This is a genomic window from Acinetobacter sp. ANC 4204, assembly GCF_002135205.1.
In the GTDB taxonomy this organism is placed as follows: domain Bacteria; phylum Pseudomonadota; class Gammaproteobacteria; order Pseudomonadales; family Moraxellaceae; genus Acinetobacter.
This window is the reverse complement of sequence record NZ_NEFZ01000007.1, coordinates 228,049-245,844: the sequence shown is the minus strand read 5'-3', so window position 1 is coordinate 245,844 and position 17,796 is coordinate 228,049. Positions and strand designations below refer to the sequence as shown.

The 17,796-nt window shown below is 40.2% G+C and carries 19 protein-coding genes; 12 read left to right on the top strand and 7 right to left on the bottom strand.

Annotated elements, in window-relative coordinates; genetic code table 11:
- From B9T36_RS19380 to B9T36_RS14855, 3 genes are all read right to left on the bottom strand, one after another.
- A partial coding sequence (locus B9T36_RS19380; protein ID WP_139841370.1) for a helix-turn-helix domain-containing protein occupies positions 1–95 on the bottom strand: 95 nt, incomplete at its 3' end.
- Positions 96–247: 152 nt separating this feature from the next.
- Positions 248–1,597, bottom strand: a complete 1,350-nt coding sequence (locus tag B9T36_RS14860) for a TrkH family potassium uptake protein (protein WP_086210237.1) — start codon at positions 1,595–1,597, stop codon at positions 248–250.
- Complete coding sequence (locus B9T36_RS14855; RefSeq protein WP_086210236.1) at positions 1,594–2,247, bottom strand: potassium channel family protein; 654 nt, start codon at positions 2,245–2,247, stop codon at positions 1,594–1,596. The genes B9T36_RS14860 and B9T36_RS14855 overlap by 4 nt, the downstream gene beginning before the upstream one ends.
- Before the next feature lie 382 nt (positions 2,248–2,629).
- Here B9T36_RS14855 and B9T36_RS19285 point away from each other — a divergent pair, with 382 nt between their 5' ends.
- Positions 2,630–2,893 (top strand): hypothetical protein, encoded by a 264-nt coding sequence (locus B9T36_RS19285; RefSeq protein WP_228147009.1) that lies wholly within the window; start codon positions 2,630–2,632, stop codon positions 2,891–2,893.
- Positions 2,894–2,929: 36 nt separating this feature from the next.
- Here the strand turns inward: B9T36_RS19285 and ilvA are convergent, their stop codons facing one another.
- Positions 2,930–4,468: a threonine ammonia-lyase, biosynthetic gene (gene ilvA, locus B9T36_RS14845; RefSeq protein WP_086210235.1), complete on the bottom strand. Its 1,539-nt coding sequence runs from the start codon at positions 4,466–4,468 to the stop codon at positions 2,930–2,932.
- Between the two features lie 106 nt (positions 4,469–4,574).
- On the opposite strand from ilvA, the gene rpiA reads away from it, so the two are divergent.
- The 8 genes from rpiA (at position 4,575) to B9T36_RS14805 (ending at position 12,507) form a co-directional block, all read left to right on the top strand.
- Positions 4,575–5,246 (top strand): ribose-5-phosphate isomerase RpiA, encoded by a 672-nt coding sequence (gene rpiA / locus B9T36_RS14840; protein WP_086210234.1) that lies wholly within the window; start codon positions 4,575–4,577, stop codon positions 5,244–5,246.
- 127 nt (positions 5,247–5,373) lie between these two features.
- Positions 5,374–6,057, top strand: coding sequence for a M48 family metallopeptidase (locus B9T36_RS14835; RefSeq protein WP_086210233.1), 684 nt, complete (start codon positions 5,374–5,376; stop codon positions 6,055–6,057).
- Between the two features lie 182 nt (positions 6,058–6,239).
- A complete protein-coding gene (locus B9T36_RS14830; RefSeq protein WP_171264486.1) occupies positions 6,240–7,352 on the top strand; it encodes a sensor domain-containing diguanylate cyclase in 1,113 nt (370 codons plus the stop codon).
- Between the two features lie 107 nt (positions 7,353–7,459).
- Positions 7,460–8,515 (top strand): N-acetyl-gamma-glutamyl-phosphate reductase, encoded by a 1,056-nt coding sequence (gene argC / locus B9T36_RS14825; RefSeq protein WP_171264485.1) that lies wholly within the window; start codon positions 7,460–7,462, stop codon positions 8,513–8,515.
- Positions 8,516–8,594: 79 nt separating this feature from the next.
- Complete coding sequence (locus B9T36_RS14820) at positions 8,595–9,341, top strand: DUF6776 family protein (protein WP_086210231.1); 747 nt, start codon at positions 8,595–8,597, stop codon at positions 9,339–9,341.
- A gap of 17 nt (positions 9,342–9,358) precedes the next feature.
- Complete coding sequence (gene clpS / locus B9T36_RS14815; RefSeq protein ID WP_086210230.1) at positions 9,359–9,775, top strand: ATP-dependent Clp protease adapter ClpS; 417 nt, start codon at positions 9,359–9,361, stop codon at positions 9,773–9,775.
- Positions 9,776–9,784: 9 nt separating this feature from the next.
- Positions 9,785–12,061 (top strand): ATP-dependent Clp protease ATP-binding subunit ClpA, encoded by a 2,277-nt coding sequence (gene clpA / locus B9T36_RS14810; RefSeq protein WP_086210229.1) that lies wholly within the window; start codon positions 9,785–9,787, stop codon positions 12,059–12,061.
- Between the two features lie 92 nt (positions 12,062–12,153).
- Positions 12,154–12,507, top strand: a complete 354-nt coding sequence (locus tag B9T36_RS14805; protein WP_086210228.1) for a YnfA family protein — start codon at positions 12,154–12,156, stop codon at positions 12,505–12,507.
- 29 nt (positions 12,508–12,536) lie between these two features.
- Here the strand turns inward: B9T36_RS14805 and B9T36_RS14800 are convergent, their stop codons facing one another.
- From B9T36_RS14800 to B9T36_RS14790, 3 genes are all read right to left on the bottom strand, one after another.
- Positions 12,537–13,010, bottom strand: a complete 474-nt coding sequence (locus tag B9T36_RS14800) for a hypothetical protein (RefSeq protein ID WP_086210227.1) — start codon at positions 13,008–13,010, stop codon at positions 12,537–12,539.
- Positions 13,011–13,100: 90 nt separating this feature from the next.
- Entirely contained in the window at positions 13,101–14,021 is a 921-nt protein-coding gene (gene argF / locus B9T36_RS14795) for an ornithine carbamoyltransferase (protein WP_086210226.1), read from the bottom strand.
- Between the two features lie 120 nt (positions 14,022–14,141).
- Complete coding sequence (locus tag B9T36_RS14790; RefSeq protein WP_086210225.1) at positions 14,142–14,792, bottom strand: TetR/AcrR family transcriptional regulator; 651 nt, start codon at positions 14,790–14,792, stop codon at positions 14,142–14,144.
- Between the two features lie 248 nt (positions 14,793–15,040).
- Between B9T36_RS14790 and prpB the strand changes: the two genes are divergently transcribed.
- The 3 genes from prpB (at position 15,041) to B9T36_RS14775 (ending at position 17,730) form a co-directional block, all read left to right on the top strand.
- Entirely contained in the window at positions 15,041–15,925 is an 885-nt protein-coding gene (prpB, locus tag B9T36_RS14785; protein ID WP_086210224.1) for a methylisocitrate lyase, read from the top strand.
- Positions 15,926–15,927: 2 nt separating this feature from the next.
- Positions 15,928–17,064, top strand: a complete 1,137-nt coding sequence (gene prpC, locus B9T36_RS14780) for a 2-methylcitrate synthase (protein WP_086210223.1) — start codon at positions 15,928–15,930, stop codon at positions 17,062–17,064.
- Positions 17,065–17,268: 204 nt separating this feature from the next.
- Positions 17,269–17,730, top strand: a complete 462-nt coding sequence (locus B9T36_RS14775; RefSeq protein WP_086210222.1) for a DUF2147 domain-containing protein — start codon at positions 17,269–17,271, stop codon at positions 17,728–17,730.
- The last annotated feature ends 66 nt before the right edge of the window (positions 17,731–17,796 follow it).

Here is a 17,796-nt window from a genome sequence, read left to right as displayed (position 1 = left end):
TTCAGTCTCCAAGCGATATAACGTTTAGAAAAACCTTCACGTAACAATGTATAAATCTGATATCGTTCTTCTTGGGTAAGATGAGTATAGTTCATGATGCAACTTTGACTTTGGTCGGTCGGAAGCAAAATGCTAGCTCATCTTGCTTCTTTCCAATAATTTAATCTCTGTTGCACTTCATTTGAGAATCTAAGAATAAAAAAACCACGTTTCAAACGTGGTTTTTTTATGACATTGTTTTTAAGGATTAACCAATTTGAATATCTGTGGTTGGGTGTTTAAGCCGGCTTTTCTTCGGTGTTGCAATGAGGTATGCCAATGTTAATGGCCCTAAACGGCCTGCAAACATCAGAAGCATTAGAACAAATAAACTGGCAGGTTGAAGTTCGCCTGTAATCCCGCGGGACAAACCAACTGTACAGGCTGCGGAAATGGTTTCAAATAATAAGTCTATAAACTCATGATTCGGTTCAATTAACGTCAAGCTAAAGATGCCTAAAAAAACCAGAGTCGCGGTAATAGAAACAACAGCCATTGCTTTGAAGGATGTTTTTTCAGAAACGGCATGATTAAAGACACGAATTTCATCTTCACGTCTTAAAAAACTAATGACACTAAGTAAAACAATAATAAAAGTACCTACTTTAATCCCGCCTGCGGTACTCATTGAGCCGCCGCCTATGAACATCAGTAACATGGTCACGAGGGTCGAAGCATCTTTCATTTGTGCCAAATCGAGACTGTTAAAGCCTGATGAGCGAGGAACGGTTGCGTGGAACCATGCATTGAGTGCCTGGTCACCTAAACTCATTGGCGCTAAGGTAAGGGGGTTGTTGGATTCAATTGCCCATAAAAGAATAAAGGCGATGATGTTTAAGCCTGCAATCGTAGACAAAATAAGTTTGCTGTTGGTACTTAAGCCTTTCCAACGTTTACTACGTTTAATATCCATCAGCACCACAAAACCAATCCCACCAATAATGTATAACATGCTGATGGTAAAGGTAATGAGATATTGACCTGAGAAGCTCATCAAGCTGTTCGGGAAGAGTGAAAACCCGCCATTATTAAATGCTGAGACACTATAAAAGGCAGCATAGAAAAAGGCTTGATTGAAGTTATAGTCTTCCATCCATGCAATGGTTAAAATAACAGTACCAATGGCTTCAAAAAATAAGGAATAAAGCAGTACGCCTTTAATGGTAAAAGATACTTTGGATAAACTGGTTTGACCAATGGTTTCTTGCGCCATGATTTGTTGTTTTAAGCCCAACTTGGCCGATAGGCTTAATGCCGCCAAAATTGCAAAGGTCATAAACCCCAAGCCACCAATTTGAATTAATAGCATAATGATGACTTTACCTGTTACGGTAAAAGTTTCCCCCACATTCACCACAGATAGTCCAGTAATGGTCACAGCAGATGTAGCTGTAAAGAAAGAGTTGAGCCAGCTGAGTTCACCATGGTGTGAAATAGGGAGTTTTAATAACAGCGTACCAAGAATAATAAAACTTAAAAAACCCAAAGCTAATAAGCTAGGCGGGCTTAAATTAATTGTATTTTGCGGGTTGGGTTGCCATTCTTTTAGATTTTTCATGATTTGAACCGTGCTGAAAGACGACGTAATGTTTCAAGGACTCCTTCAACAACTAAAATATCACCCACTTGTAAAATTAAATTGGGATCTATGCTGTACAAAACTTCTGTACCACGCTTATGGAGTAATGTTTTTACATCAGGTGCTTGATCCATGAGTTGGCGGAAGCGTGTACCTTGCAATTTTTCGTCAATTTCAATTTTGACGATATAGTGATTATCTTCAAGCGCCATGTAGCGACTGACCATCGGGTAACATAAAGATTGTGCAATCCGAACGCCCATGTCTTCTTCGGGGTGAATAATTTTACTGATGCCTAAATGGCTCAAAATCATATGGTGTGATTTGGATTTGGCTTTAACCCAAATTTTCTCGACCCCAATATTTTTGAGGTGTAATACACATAAAATACTGGCTTCAATATTTTCACCAATTGCGACGACAACCGCATCGCAGTTTTTAATATTGAGTTCATCGAGCACATGTTCATCCGTTGCATCGGCAATAACGGCATGGGTTACTTGTTCAGAGATATTTTCAACATACTTTTTTTCACTGTCGATGCCAATCACATCATGCCCGAGTTCAATAAGTTGAGTTGCAACTGTGGCTCCAAAGCTTCCTAAACCAATCACTGCAAATTGCGCCATGTCATCTTTTCCTTAAATTTTTTATACGTCGATTGTTAACGCATGTTGTGCCGAATTTCACAAGATGTCATCTTTATACAGACACACTTTTTTGATCAATCATTTTTGAGTTATACCGAATATATCACTCATACAGAGGAGTATATAAATGCGGAAGACACTATATGAATCCCTTAGAATTGCCTTTCCAGAACTAAATGATACCGCAATTCCTGAAGAACAAGATGAGTTCGAGCACTTTGTTCGTTAGTTAAATACCTATTATTCAAATATACAAAAAATAGCACTCGATGATTTTCAGCAAAATGGTATTGATGAATGCCACAGACTACAACAACTTGGGGTTGATTTAGATCAGCTGAAAAATCAAATCAACGATGATATGGCTTCTTTTTACCATATGTACGACAGTGATGAACTTAAAGAAAACTCAGATATGCACAGCTATGATTTTGAGTTTAGTTTTGATGTGATTTTTAACCACATTAAGATTTTTATTGAACCTTATCAACTTAGCCTGTTGGTGATAGAGCGAGAAAATCCATATTGGCTGTTGGTTCCGCATAATGATGAGCTGATCGACAGAATCATTGTGACATATAACCATACGTTTGGTGATGAAGAGCCAATCCAGCTCATAGAATAAAACCGCCTCGAAGGGCGGTTTTATGTATTGAATCTTTTATTTTAAGAAACGTTGATAACCTAAGTTATTGGTAATTTCTTCGTATGGATATGAAATACTTTCTAGAGTTTCAACCAATCCGTCTGGGTTCTGTTTTGCATCACTTGCTTCTAAACCAACCAGTACACGACCTTCAGCAGCGCCGTGGTTACGGTAGTGGAACAAGGTGATGTTATGCGTTGGGCCAAGACGTTCAAGGAACATTAATAGTGCACCTGGACGCTCAGGGAACTCAACACGGAATAAACGCTCATTTTCAATGTCTGCATGCCCGCCAATCAGGTAGCGAATATGCAATTTCGCCACTTCATCATCAGACAAATCATCGACATCAAACTGCGTTTTCAGTGCTTCAAAAATATCGTGACGTTCTTTTTCGCCACCTTTTAAGCTAATGCCGACAAAGACTTGTGCTGCACTGGCATCGCTCGCACGGTAGTTAAATTCGGTGATGTTGCGACCTTGTAACGCACGACAGAAATTCAGGAATGAACCTTTTTTCTCTGGAATGGTCACAGCAAAAATAGCTTCTTTGCGTTCACCTAATTCAGTACGTTCTGCAATATAGCGCAAACGGTCAAAGTTCATGTTTGCACCGCAAACAATAGAGACGATGTTTTTGCCAATCAGTTCATGGGCTTCAACATATTTTTTAATGCCTGCTAAAGCCATTGCACCCGACGGTTCAACAATACTACGACATTCATCATAGGTATCTTTAATTGCCGCACAAATTTCGTCGGTGTTGACTAAAACTACTTCACGTTCAACGATTGGGCCAGAGTTATCTGATTTTTGTAGCTGAATCACTTCAAATGGTTTTTCACCAATTTGCGCGACAGCCGTACCATCGGCAAATAGTCCGACTTGAGGCAGTACTACACGTTCACCCGCTTCAAATGCAGCTTTTAAGCAAGCAGATTCATCGTATTCAACAGGAATCACTTTGACGTGCGGTGCCACATCACCTAAGTAAGCGGCAACACCAGCAATTAAACCGCCACCACCCACAGCCACGAAGACATAATCAATATCGCGCCATTGACGTAAAATTTCATTACCAATGGTTCCTTGACCTGCCATGACTAATTCATCGTCATAAGGCGGAATGAATGTCATACCATCATCGGTTGCACGTTGAATCGCATATTTATTTGCAACATCAAAAGAGTCGCCATGTAGGACTACTTCACCGCCTAAACGCTTCACTGCCTGTACTTTGATATCTGGGGTGGTTTTCGGCATGACAATAATGGCGCGAATGCCGAGCTTTTTACCTGACAGGGCTACGCCTTGGGCATGGTTGCCAGCAGATGCAGTAATGACACCACGTTCGAGTTGTGCTCGAGGCAATTGACTAATGCGGTTATAAGCACCACGTAGCTTAAATGAAAAGACTGGTTGTAAATCTTCGCGCTTAAAACGAATGTTGTTATTGAGTTTCTCACTAATTCGAGGTGCCGCTTCGAGTGGAGTTTCGATTGCAACATCATAGACTGTTGCTTGTAATATTTGTCGAACCAAACGAGACAGCATGTTAATTTCCCATTTAACAGTTTAAAATAGGGGATCATTGTAACAAACCCCTGTACATTTGGGCTGTAAAATCAGCAACAAATGTCAAAAATAGTTGAGCCAAATTATGAGTCTGTATGCTACCCAAGATGAAAAAAAGCAAGCTGCTGCAAAAGCTGCCTTAAAGCACTTACCTAAAGGTGGCATATTAGGGGTGGGTACAGGCAGTACTGTCAATTTCTTGATTGAACTTTTACCTGAGCTTCAGCTTGAAGCGGCTGTGGCAAGTTCAGAAGCAACGGCTGAGCGCTTAAAGAAATTAGGCATTGAAGTGGTTGATATGAACTCTGTTGGCGGTTTAGATGCTTATGTAGATGGGGCAGATGAAATTGACCGTCATATGCATATGATCAAAGGCGGTGGTGCCGCACTGACTCGCGAAAAAATTGTAGCTTCAATTGCGAAAAAATTTGTCTGTATCGTGGATGACTCAAAATGGGTCAATCAGTTAGGTCACGACTTCCCACTTCCGATTGAAGTGATTCCAATGGCACGTTCTGCTGTAGCACGTAAAATTGTGGCACTTGGTGGAGATCCAGCTTACCGTGAGGGTGTAGTGACCGACAATGGCAATGTGATTTTAGATGTTTATAACCTGAACATCTTAAATGCACTTGAGCTTGAAAAGACCATCAATAACATTCCTGGTGTGGTATGTAACGGTATTTTTGCGATCAATAAAGCGGATATTGCTGTGGTTGCAACGGATAACGGGATCGAAGAACGTACCGCAGTTTAATTTTAAATTTCCCCAAGTCTCTCTTAAAAAAATGAGGGGCTAAAAGCAACAGCATTTTTATGGTGTTTTTCTCCCTCCTTTAACAAAGGAGGGCTGGGGAGGATGATTCAATAAAAGAATAATATTAATGACCTTAACAGACCTACCCGAAATCCAAATCACCCATCATGCACGTGCGACCCGTTTACGACTGCGTGTTGAACCGACTCAAATTCGTTTAACCGTGCCTAAGTTCTGTAGTAAACGACAAATTCAGGAATTTTTAAATCAGTCTGAGCAATGGATGGTTGAAACTTGGCAAAAGCAGCAAGTGAGCCTTGTACAAGTCGATCGAACCCTACCGTCAGAATTACATTTATTTAATCGACAGCATGCATTAACGATCAGCTATAAAACACAAAGACATGCTTATCTTTTTGATGAGCAATCTAACCAACTGTGGGTTAGTGATCGCCAGCCTGAAAGTTATTTAAAATCTTTTGTAATCGCATATGCCAAACAGTACTTGCCTGCCTATTTGCAACAGATTAGTCATGAAACTGGTTTAAAATTTGTACAATGCGCGGTTCGTCAGCCTAAAACCCGCTGGGGAAGTTGTAGTGTAAAGCATGATATTATGCTGAATAGTGCTTTGGCTCTGTTCCCTGAAGCGATTACGCGTTATGTCTGTGTGCATGAGTTGGCGCATACACGGCACTTTGACCACAGTGTACGTTTTTGGTCGGAAGTCGAGAAACATGATCCAGCATTTCAACAACATCGTAGAACGCTAAAAACAACGGCATTGCCGCATTGGTGGTACCAAAAATAAAAGCAAGTTTTGACCAAAAAATATAAAATATATTTCTTGAGACTGATTGAGATGCCATTAAAAAATGCTATAAACCTCATGCAGTAACATCAATATTTACCAATTTCAGTCGACAGACATTTAATGTGAATTTTGCAGATATCCACTATTTTATATTAATTGTTCCAGCATGCCTGATTTTAATGGGTAGCTTACTTTTAATATGTCATTTTGTTTTTAAGGCTCCTGCATATCTTTTGTGGTTGGGTCTAGGGTATATCGTGCCGTCTTTTTCTGTGGCTACGCAGTGTTTCATGTCGAATAAGCAACTAGCATTGTTCGCTCCGATTTTGGGATCATTTTATTTGTTCGGGGCATGGTCTAGTGCTTATGCTATGGGGCTAAGAAAAACAGCCAACGCACATTCGTCTGGATGTGCGATATTGATTGCAATCACATTGGTTTTGTTGAGCTATTATTCTTATATTGACGATCAGTTGTGGATCCGAATGCTCGTTTTAAATATATCCATTGCTGTGGTTGAGTCATTGGTGTTATTTTCAATGTTTAAAAATCATCAAAATGTTGATTTTCTTAATAAAATAGTTGATTTCTCCTATTTATTCATTGTGCTTTATACTTTCGCGCGTGGCATCATCATTTTTTTCTTTTTAAAAAATATACAAGCAGATATGTTGGCAACTTCTGTCTGGTGGTTAATGATGCTTGCTGCCAGCATTATCTTGAGCATGTGGTTTGCTATTGTTTTATTGGGTACTTTAGTCCGAGATATTATCCATCAACTGAATGATGAGCGTTTAAGAGATCCACTCACACATTTATTTAATCGACGTGGTTTTAATGAAGCAGCCAAAGTAAAGCTACATTGTTTATCTCAACAATCTTATTTTTTACTGATGTGTGATATTGACCATTTTAAAAAAATTAACGACCGCTATGGACATTTGATTGGCGATCAAATTTTACAGCAGGTGAGTCAAATTATTGGGCAAAACGTGTGTGGTCATGACCTTGTTGGACGTTTCGGTGGAGAGGAATTTATTATTTTATTGCAAGTGGATGATCTAGAGTTAGCTTATAGTATTGCCAATCGTATTCGTTTACGCATTTCGGATACTCAATTATCTTCAGAAAATATAACTGTGACAGCGAGTTTTGGACTCGCTGCAGTGCATCAACACAATTTAAAATATGCTATAAATGCTGCCGATCAATTGTTATATGATGCGAAAAATTCAGGACGAAACCAAATTTGTTTTGAGCCATCACTGACTGTATTAGATGCGCAGCATTAAATGTCTATAGCACCAAAAACGCATAAATTCCAAGTAAAACAGTTTAGAAAGCAGAAACTTCCTGTCATACTAGGCAGCTACAAAGTGGATAGTTTAAGTTTGAGGTAATACACGTGATTTCAGTTGGTATTGTCGGCGGTACAGGTTATACAGGCGTTGAATTGTTGCGTCTTTTACTACGACACCCAAATGTGCAAGTAAGCGTATTAACATCGCGTACAGAAGATGGTCGCCGTGTAGATGATATGTTCCCAAGCCTACGTGGACATACCGAACTCAAATATTCAGATTTGAATATTGATGAACTGAAGAAATGTGATGTGGTGTTCTTTGCAACCCCGCATGGCGTTGCCATGAAGCATGCAGAAGAATTGCTTGCTGCAAACACCAAAGTGATTGATCTTGCTGCAGACTTCCGTCTACAAGATTTAGAACAGTTCGAAAAATGGTATGGCATGCAACATGCATGTCCTGAACTATTAAAAGATTCAGTTTATGGTTTATCTGAGTTAAACCGCGAACAGATTAAACAAGCCAATGTCATTGGTAATCCAGGTTGTTATCCAACGACAGTGCAACTGGGTTTAGCGCCATTATTTAAGCAAAACGACACATTAGTTAAACCTGAAAGTATTATTATTGATGCGAAATCTGGTGTGTCTGGTGCGGGACGTAAAGCCAGCCTTGGTATGATCTATTCTGAAAATGCGGATAATTTTAAAGCTTATGGCGTTGCAGGTCACCGTCACCATCCTGAAATTGTGGAAGCATTGGAAAATATTTCAGGCTTAAAAAATGTGTTTAATCACATTTTATTTGTGCCACATTTGGTGCCTATGATTCGCGGCATGCTCAGTACGATCTATGTGGATTTAACTGATGCGGGTGAAGCTATAGATGTACAGAGCTTATATGAGCAGTTTTATGCCAATGAAGCTTTTGTCGATGTCATGCCTGCGGGAAGTTCACCAGAGACACGCTCTGTGCGTGGTGCAAATCAATTACGCATTGCTTTGTATAAGCCGCAACCGAAAAAATTGGTGGTAATTTCTGTACAAGACAATTTAGTTAAAGGTGCAGCAGGTCAGGCTGTTCAAAACATGAACTTAATGTTTGGATTTGTCGAAACTGCGGGTCTAGATGGAATTGGTTTATTACCATAAAAAACGTTTTAAAACTTCACACACATTTAGATTTCGATTTAAATGTGTGTTTTGAATTGAATCAAAATAAGAGATGACGATGCCGAACACTGACACAAATATGACGTCACAACAGCCTGAACCTGCAAAGCCGTTTTTACAGACCAATAAGCCCTTAGCGATTGGTGCAGTAATATTGGTTGTTGCGAGCGGATTATTGGGTTATACCGTTGGACATCGTCAGGGTTTAACGGTCGTAGGTTTTGATGCTGATGCTGAGCAACTGGTCGAAGTAGTACAAAAGCAAAAGACCAGTCTGGATGCTTTAAATAAAAACTATAATGCTGCTGTTCAGGAACGTGATGTCGCTGTCACCAATTCAAACGAGCTATATTTGTCTTTGCAAAAAGCGCTAGATCAACAAGCACAGTCTGAAACGACAGCAGTCATTTACCGTGAGGTTTTACGTCAACGCGGCGGTATTCCTTTGGCTGTTCAGCATATTACGATTAAACCTTTGCCTGAAAATGCATTTGAATACCAACTTGATTTGGTTCAAGTCAGTCCCTCAAAACGTGCAGCCTCTGGTACCGTTGAGCTCAGACTGATTCGTGGTACAGAAGTTTTGGTTGTTCCTTTGGAAGACAAAAATTTTAACTTTGAAAACTATGAGCGTTTAACAGGGCGTTGGACGATGCCTAAAGGCTTTACGCCACAGTTTATCGAAGTCCGTTTAACAGGCAGCACGCCAGTGACACGACGCTTTAGTTGGTCACGTGGTGAGGCCGTAGAAAGTCAATCTGCATTTGTCTCTGAAATTCCTCAGGCAGAGGCGAATGCACAATAATTGTGAATTGTAAGTTTATGGGTATTTCTAAGCGTTCAACGTGTTTAAACGAAATTAAGCAGTCTTTTCATGAGTCTGGCTATGTCGATTGGCATATCAGCCCGCGCTTGAGCAATGATGAACCGCATGAAGACGAAAATAGTGATGTCGCTGTCCAAACCGCGCCACCTGAATTGAAACGTCCGCCACTTTATGCTGTCGTTTTAATGAACGATGACTATACCCCAATGGACTTTGTTATTGAAATTTTACAACAATACTTTGCTTTGAATCTTGACCAAGCCACTCAAGTAATGCTAACTGTACATTATGAAGGAAAGGGTGTTGCAGGCGTTTACCCGAGAGACATCGCGGAAACAAAAGCAAACCAAGTCAATAATTACGCTCGGTCTCAAGGTCATCCGCTACTTTGTCAGATTGAGCCGAAAGATTAAGGGGGTTCCATGCTCAGTCGTCAATTAGAAGTATCCTTACGTTTGGCTGTTAGTATGGCTCGACAAAAGAGACATGAATTCCTAACAGTAGAACATTTGTTATTGGCTTTACTTGATAATGATTCAGCCGTGAATGCATTGAAAGCATGTGGTGCGGATATTATTTTGCTTCGTAAAGAGCTCGAAGAATATGTAGAGCAACATACCCCTAAATTGGGCGAGAACAGCGACCAAGCACCGCATCCAACTGAGAGTTTTGACCGTATTTTGCAACGTGCGATATTCCATGTGCAATCGAGTGGCGGAGACCGTACAGTTGAAGGTGCAGATATCCTTGTCGCAATGTATTCTGAGCGTGATTCTTTTGCTGTTTATTTATTAAAACGTCATCAAATTAATCGTTTAACCTTAACTCAGTATTTAGCACATGGTACTCGTAAAGACGAGGTACAAGTGGAAGAAGAAGTTGAAGATTTAGATGGTGAGTCGAGCAGTTCAAGTAATGCTGGCCCGTTAGAGCTTTACACAACCAATTTAAATGTTGAAGCGCAAAAGGGAAAAACAGATCCTTTAATTGGTCGTGAAAAAGAAATTGAGCGTGCAGCACAAATTCTATGCCGTCGTCGTAAAAATAACCCGTTATTGGTGGGTGATCCTGGTGTCGGTAAAACATCCATTGCAGAAGGTTTGGCTTGGCTTATTGTCAATGGTAAAGCACCTAAACCATTGGCAAATGCAGAAGTGTATAGTTTAGATATTGGGGCGCTGGTTGCAGGAACAAAATATCGTGGAGACTTTGAAAAGCGCTTAAAACAATTGTTGAATGCCTTAAAAAAGAAACCAGAAGCGATTTTATTTATTGATGAAATCCACATGATTATTGGTGCAGGCTCTAGTATGGGGAGCACGATGGATGCATCAAACTTAATTAAACCTGCTTTGGCCAATGGTTCATTACGCTGCATTGGTTCAACCACGTTCCAAGAATATCGCCAAGTGTTTGAAAAAGATCATGCATTGTCACGTCGTTTCCAAAAAATTGATGTGAATGAGCCATCTATTTCAGAAACGATTGATATCCTACGAGGCTTGAAAAGCAAGTTTGAAGATTTCCATCATGTTAAATATGATGACAAAGCTTTAATTTCAGCGGTTGAGTTGTCTGCAAAGTTCATTAATGACCGTTTCTTACCAGATAAAGCCATTGATGTGATTGATGAAGCAGGGGCGCAGCGTCGTCTGAAAGCTGAACAAGATGATACGCTTATTACGGTGGAAAATATTGAAGATATCGTGTCGAAAATTGCACGTATTCCACCAAAAACCGTATCTAAAGATGACAAGACTGTTCTTGAAAATCTTGAGCGAGATTTAAAACGAGTGGTCTTTGGTCAAGATGAAGCCATCGAAGCTTTAGGCTCAGCAATTAAGCTGTCACGTGCAGGTTTAAAATCACCTGATAAACCTGTAGGTAGTTTTGTTTTTGCGGGTCCAACTGGTGTAGGTAAAACAGAAGTTACTAAACAACTTGCGAAATTATTGGGCGTTGAGCTGGTTCGTTTTGATATGTCGGAGTATATGGAGCGTCATGCGGTTTCACGTTTGATCGGTGCGCCTCCCGGTTATGTGGGCTTTGATCAAGGTGGTCTGTTGACCGATGCGATTCATAAGAATCCGCACTGTGTATTATTGCTAGATGAGATTGAAAAAGCACATCCAGACGTGTTCAACTTATTGTTGCAAATTATGGATCATGGTTCATTGACCGATAACAATGGTCGTAAATCAGACTTCCGTAATGTGGTGTTGGTCTTAACTACAAATATTGGCGCGGAAAGTATTTCTCGTGTGAGTATTGGCTTCATGGATCAAGACAACAGCAATGATAACCAAGATGCGATGAAAAAAGCGTTCTCTCCAGAGTTCCGAAATCGTTTGGATAGCGTAATTCAGTTTAAAGCGCTGCCTACTACTGTGATTGAAAATGTGGTGGATAAGTTCTTAACTGAATTACAAGCGCAACTGGACGAGAAAAAAGTCATTCTTGAAGTGGATCAAAGTGCACGTGAGTGGATGGCCGAAAATGGTTATGATCGTCTAATGGGTGCTCGCCCAATGCAACGACTGATTCAAGAGCATTTGAAAAAACCACTGGCTGAAATGATTCTATTCGGTGAGCTTGCAGAACATGGTGGCAATGTTGCGGTCTCTGTGAAAAAAGAAAATGGTAAAGCGGTTGGTTTGAAACTCGAAGTTTTTGAAGACCAAACGGCTGAACCTGCTTAAAGATTTTTACATCATCTAAAAACCCGTGTTCGCACGGGTTTTTTATTGAAAGCAAACGATTTAAAGACCAATAGCGAGTAAAAATAGACTGTATGGATATTCAATTCACTAAGATTTTTAGTACATTTGTACTGTTTTTAATTACAGCAGTGATGGAAATATTAGGCTGTTATTTTCCTTATTTGATTTTAAATCAGGCGAGAAGCCATTGGTTGTGGATTCCTACAGCTTTAGCGTTAGGTGCTTTTGTGTGGCTGTTGACTTTACATCCGGCTGCGTCAGGACGTATTTATGCGGCTTATGGTGGAATCTATATCTTTACCGCATTGCTGTGGTTGCGTTATGTCGATCAGGTTCAGCTTTCCCGTTGGGATATAATGGGCGGTGCAGTAGTTTTAATTGGTGCTGCTATGATTATTTTGCAACCACAAGGATTGGTTCGCTAGAGCAGAGAACCAATCACTATAAGGCATTATTATTTGATACCACAGTCTTTCTGTTTTAGCTCTAAATCGTAGCTGTTTTTTTCGGAGTTAAGCTGTAGTTTTACAATGTAGGGATTATGGCGCTGATATTGATGCTCGAAGAAAATATTGCAGTTTTGCAGGACATTCTTTTTAATCACTTTTTGAACTTCTTTTTCACCTAAATCTTGTTCAAACTGGGCGAAATCTGGGGTAATGATCATCCCTTTAAGTTCGGTACGGTCTGCATATAGATTAAATTGTTCAATGATGGTGTTATTATCAATTTCAATGGGAAGTGTTCTGGAGTCTTCTGCGGTTAATACCGTTAATATTTCATTCAACGTTTCAGGTTGTTGAATTTTAAAATTTGCATCAATAATTTGTTTGGATTGTAGGTAGTCATCGAATTCAGAAGCGTGAACCTGACAAAATGTAGTACTTAGGAGTGTAGCAAGGCACAGGCCAGTCTTTTTGAAATGCATGGAAAGTGTCGCTTATAAAAATTATGTTCCAATTATAGCTTTGCACGTATAAAAAAAGCACCCTTAGGTGCTTTTCTTTGGAAAAATAAATCAGTCTTTTTTTGCATTTTCATTGATTAAAAATTCAACCAATGCTTTTTGTGCATGTAAACGGTTTTCGGCTTCATCCCAAACCACAGCATTTTTATGGTCGAGCATTGTTTCAGAAATTTCTTCGCCGCGATGTGCAGGTAAACAGTGCATAAATAAACAATCAGGATGAGCAAGATCCATCAGGCGTTCATTCACTTGATAGTCAGCAAAAGCTGCTTCACGAATTTTTTGCTCTTCTTCTTGGCCCATGCTTGCCCATACATCGGTCACGATCAGGTCTGCATTGACAGCAGCATCTTCAGCAGAGTTAACCAGTTCTACACAGTGTGCAAATTCACTTAAAAATTCTGCTTTGGGTTCATAACCTTTAGGTGCTGCAATTTTGAGCTTGAAGCCCCACATGTGCGCTGCTTCAATATATGAATTACACATATTGTTGCCATCACCAATCCACGCTACAGTTTTACCTGCGATAGGTCCACGGTGTTCAACAAAAGTTTGAACATCTGCAAGCAGTTGGCAAGGGTGGTGATCATCGGTCAAAGCATTAATCACAGGAACTTTTGAATAAGACGCAAAACGTTCAATAATGTCATGTCCGAAAGTACGGATCATCACAATATCCAACATGCTTGAGATCACACGTGCTGAATCTTCAATCGGTTCACCACGACCCAGTTGCGTATCTCGTGGAGAAAGAAAAATTGCGCTACCACCGAACTGGCTCATGCCTGCTTCAAACGATACACGGGTACGAGTACTCGATTTTTCAAAAATCATACCCATAACTTTACCAACAAAAGGTTGGAAGACTTCGCTATTGTGCTGTTTACGTTTCAGTTCAATACCGCGTTGCACAACTTGGTTAAGTTCTAAAGTAGATAAATCGCGTAAGGTAAGAAAGTGACGTAGAGCCATTGTTACTCCACAATAATTGCTGAAAACTGAAATAAAAACAGAACAACAATTAGTTGTTGGTTGGTTAAAAGAAAACGAGAGTTGATTAATATACTATAAGCAAAGGAAATTGCAAAAAAACTAGAGTTTTTGATGACCTGCTAAAAAGCGGTCTACACAATATTCAATATGATTGTTGAGTTCTTCACGATCAAGAACAAGATCGACCCCCAAAATAATTCGCCACTCATAGTCGCGTAAAATACCGAAATACAGCATGGCTGAATTGTTGGGTTGGGGGCAATTGAGTTGTCCCTTTTCATGTGCTTGAGATAAGGCTTGAGCAATAGTTTTTTGAATCATTTGTGCACCATTTTCATGGATGTATTGTGCAAGCGCAGGATCTTTCTGTGTTTGATTGAGTATTAAACGAATAAAGGCAATGTTTTTAGGTTGAATGATGTGTTTGAGGAAGTTGGTTAAAATACGAATAAGATAAGTGCGTAATTCCTCAGTCTCACAGATACAAGTCAGGGTAATATCGCGATAAAATTGATCACGCCGATAATCACAAATTGCTTTAAACAAGCCTTTTTTGTTCCCAAAATATTTATAGATTGAGGCTTTTGATCCGCCTGCATGATTCACAATATCATCCAGTGATACAGCTTCATAACCGTGTTCTAGAAAAAGATTAGTCGCACTCTCTAAAAGCGCTAAGCAACGTTCATGACCACGTTTAGTTTGTGGTGTATCCCGCGTTAGTGGTTCAAGTTGAACAGAAGTGTGCATAATAACTAAAAACAGCCTAATAAAATGTGTATCTCTAGTTGCTATCATAGCAAAAATATGCACACATTGTCTTTTTGAGGTGTACCTGTTTAGCACTAAAGGTCTGCTTATGGAAGAAAATTACACAATAAAAACGTGAACCATGGGACTAAAGTTTTAGAGTGATCATTCTAAAATGTCATAGCCAATTGGAACATTATGGCTATACTCAAAACTCGAAAATTAAAGTAAATGCCGTGGAAAGGACTATGACAGAACAAACGTCTGCAGGCTTAAGATTTAGACAAGCACTGGAAGTGGAAAAACCATTACAAATTATCGGTACAGTCAATGCTTATGCAGCAATGATGGCGAAACAGGTGGGTTACAAGGCCATCTATCTTTCGGGTGCTGGTGTTGCGAACTACTCTTACGGTCTTCCTGATTTGGGAATGACCAGCTTAGACAATGTCTTGGAAGATGTACGTCGTATTACCGAACGTGTAGATACACCACTACTGGTTGATATTGACACAGGTTGGGGTGGGGCATTTAACATTGCACGTACCGTGAAACAAATGATTGCTGCTGGAGCTGCTGCTGTCCACATCGAAGACCAAGTGGCACAAAAACGCTGTGGTCATCGCCCAAATAAAGAGATCGTGACCCAACAAGAAATGGTCGATCGTGTCAAAGCTGCTGTTGATGCCAAAACGGATTCAAACTTTGTGGTGATGGCACGGACTGATGCCCTACAAAAGGAAGGCCTACAAGCAGTGATTGACCGTGCATGTGCTTGTGTGGAAGCAGGTGCTGATGCGATCTTTGCCGAAGCAATGACAGATATCACGATGTACAAGACCGTCTGTGATGCAGTCGGTGTCCCTGTACTGGCGAACATTACCGAATTTGGCGATACTCCATACTACACCAAAGAACAACTTGCAGAACAAGGCATCTCGATGGTGCTGTATCCGCTGTCACCGACCCGCGCTATGCAAAAGGCAGCACTGGAAGTGATGCATGCTATTCGCAATGACGGTACTCAGGTCAATGTACTGGATAAAATGCAACAACGAAAAGAACTCTATGAATTTCTCGATTATCACACCTTTGAAAACACATTAGATAAGCTGTTTAAACAGGAGAATTAAAAATGGCAGAAGGAAAAGTCCTTACAGGCGCAGGATTGCGTGGACAAGTTGCGGGAAAAACGGCACTTTCAACTGTAGGTAAAAGTGGCGCAGGCTTAACCTACCGTGGTTACGATGTGCAAGATTTGGCAGAAAATTGTCAATTTGAAGAAGTCGCTTATTTGATCTTCTTTGGTGAACTACCAACAGCAGAACAACTTATAGCCTACAAAGCGAAACTTAAATTACTACGCCAATTACCGCAAGCGTTGAAAGAAGTGCTTGAGCGTATTCCTGCAGACTCACACCCAATGGATGTGATGCGCACAGGCGTGTCCATGCTGGGTAATCTAGAAACGGAACACTCTTTTGCCGAACAACAAGATGTTGCTGACCGTATTCTTGCAACACTGCCTGCGATTATTTGCTACTGGTATCGTTTTAGTCATGATGGCGTGCGTATTGAAGAAAATACTGATGATGATTCAATTGGCGCTCAATTCCTGCATTTACTGCATGGTGAAAAGCCAAACGAATTGCATGAGCAGGTAATGAATGTATCTTTGATCCTTTATGCAGAGCATGAGTTCAACGCCTCTACATTTACTGCACGTGTGTGTGCTTCAACTTTATCCGATATGCATTCATGCATTACGGGTGCAATTGGTTCACTACGTGGTCCATTACACGGTGGTGCCAATGAAGCTGCGATGGAAATGATTGAAAACTGGACATCAGCTGATGAAGCTGAGCGTGAAATGTTGGGTAAACTAGAGCGTAAAGAAAAGATCATGGGCTTTGGTCATGCAATCTACAAAGACAATGATCCGCGCAATGGCATCATTAAGATTTGGTCAGAGCGCTTAGCCAAAGACGTAGGCGATACAGTGCTTTATCCAGTATCGGTACGCTGTGAAGAGGTGATGTGGCGTGAGAAAAAATTGTTCTGTAATGCAGACTTTTTCCATGCATCGGCATATCACTTTATGGGTATTGCAACCAAATTATTTACCCCAATCTTCGTGATGAGTCGTGTAACAGGCTGGGCAGCACATGTGATGGAACAACGTGCGGATAACCGTATTATTCGTCCGAGTGCAGACTATACTGGGCCTGAGCTACGTAAAGTTGTGCCAATTGAAGAGCGTACAGCTGCATAAGTGTGTCAACAAAAAAGCCTCTTCGGAGGCTTTTTTTATATCAATATCTGTTTCAAAAAAGTGCTTAGATGTCTGGACTGCTGTGATTATTTTTTAATTTCATATAAATGTTTAATTTTCATGAAATATTTTATAAATAGAAAAATATAGTTGCTATAATTTCGACCATTTTCATTCTTATTTTTCTCAATTGTAATTGATTTTATGAAGCTTAAATTTTTGTGTGCATCTGCACTATGTTTTGGGTTGTCTAACTCTGTCTTTGCTATGCCTTTTGACCCACTGATTGGGACGTGGAAGGTTATTGATGACCGAACAGGTTCTTATATTTCAGATATTGTGATTCGTAAGAACTCAAAAACAGCACAATATAGCGCAGTAGTGACGAAATATTATCCTTTGGCTGGCGCACCGATCAGTGATGTTTGTACAAAATGTCAGGGTGGGCTCAAGGATAAACCAATCTTTGGTATGCAAATTTTAAGCGGTTTAGTAGCTGATAAAACAGGCCAGACGTTTGCAAAAGGCGTATGGATAAATCCTCAAGATGGTCGTACATATAATATCAATACGGCACAAATCAACGCAGGTAAAGACCAACTGAAAGTACAAGCTTCAGCAAAAGATGCGAAGGGTGTGAGCAACATGACTTGGAAAAAGTTGTAAAAATCTCAAGATAAGGTAAAGATCGCCATCACACTTGAATGTGGTGGCTTTTTTGTAGGAAATCGC

Coding starts and splice junctions, on each gene's coding strand:
- B9T36_RS14860 (WP_086210237.1), bottom strand. CDS start 1,597: ATGAAAAATCTAAAAGAATGGCAACCCAACCCGCAAAATACAATTAAT.
- B9T36_RS14855 (WP_086210236.1), bottom strand. CDS start 2,247: ATGGCGCAATTTGCAGTGATTGGTTTAGGAAGCTTTGGAGCCACAGTT.
- B9T36_RS19285 (WP_228147009.1), top strand. CDS start 2,630: ATGGCTTCTTTTTACCATATGTACGACAGTGATGAACTTAAAGAAAAC.
- ilvA (WP_086210235.1), bottom strand. CDS start 4,468: ATGCTGTCTCGTTTGGTTCGACAAATATTACAAGCAACAGTCTATGAT.
- rpiA (WP_086210234.1), top strand. CDS start 4,575: ATGAGTCTGTATGCTACCCAAGATGAAAAAAAGCAAGCTGCTGCAAAA.
- B9T36_RS14835 (WP_086210233.1), top strand. CDS start 5,374: ATGACCTTAACAGACCTACCCGAAATCCAAATCACCCATCATGCACGT.
- B9T36_RS14830 (WP_171264486.1), top strand. CDS start 6,240: ATGGGTAGCTTACTTTTAATATGTCATTTTGTTTTTAAGGCTCCTGCA.
- B9T36_RS14820 (WP_086210231.1), top strand. CDS start 8,595: ATGCCGAACACTGACACAAATATGACGTCACAACAGCCTGAACCTGCA.
- clpS (WP_086210230.1), top strand. CDS start 9,359: ATGGGTATTTCTAAGCGTTCAACGTGTTTAAACGAAATTAAGCAGTCT.
- clpA (WP_086210229.1), top strand. CDS start 9,785: ATGCTCAGTCGTCAATTAGAAGTATCCTTACGTTTGGCTGTTAGTATG.
- B9T36_RS14805 (WP_086210228.1), top strand. CDS start 12,154: ATGGATATTCAATTCACTAAGATTTTTAGTACATTTGTACTGTTTTTA.
- B9T36_RS14800 (WP_086210227.1), bottom strand. CDS start 13,010: ATGCATTTCAAAAAGACTGGCCTGTGCCTTGCTACACTCCTAAGTACT.
- argF (WP_086210226.1), bottom strand. CDS start 14,021: ATGGCTCTACGTCACTTTCTTACCTTACGCGATTTATCTACTTTAGAA.
- B9T36_RS14790 (WP_086210225.1), bottom strand. CDS start 14,792: ATGCACACTTCTGTTCAACTTGAACCACTAACGCGGGATACACCACAA.
- prpB (WP_086210224.1), top strand. CDS start 15,041: ATGACAGAACAAACGTCTGCAGGCTTAAGATTTAGACAAGCACTGGAA.
- prpC (WP_086210223.1), top strand. CDS start 15,928: ATGGCAGAAGGAAAAGTCCTTACAGGCGCAGGATTGCGTGGACAAGTT.
- B9T36_RS14775 (WP_086210222.1), top strand. CDS start 17,269: ATGAAGCTTAAATTTTTGTGTGCATCTGCACTATGTTTTGGGTTGTCT.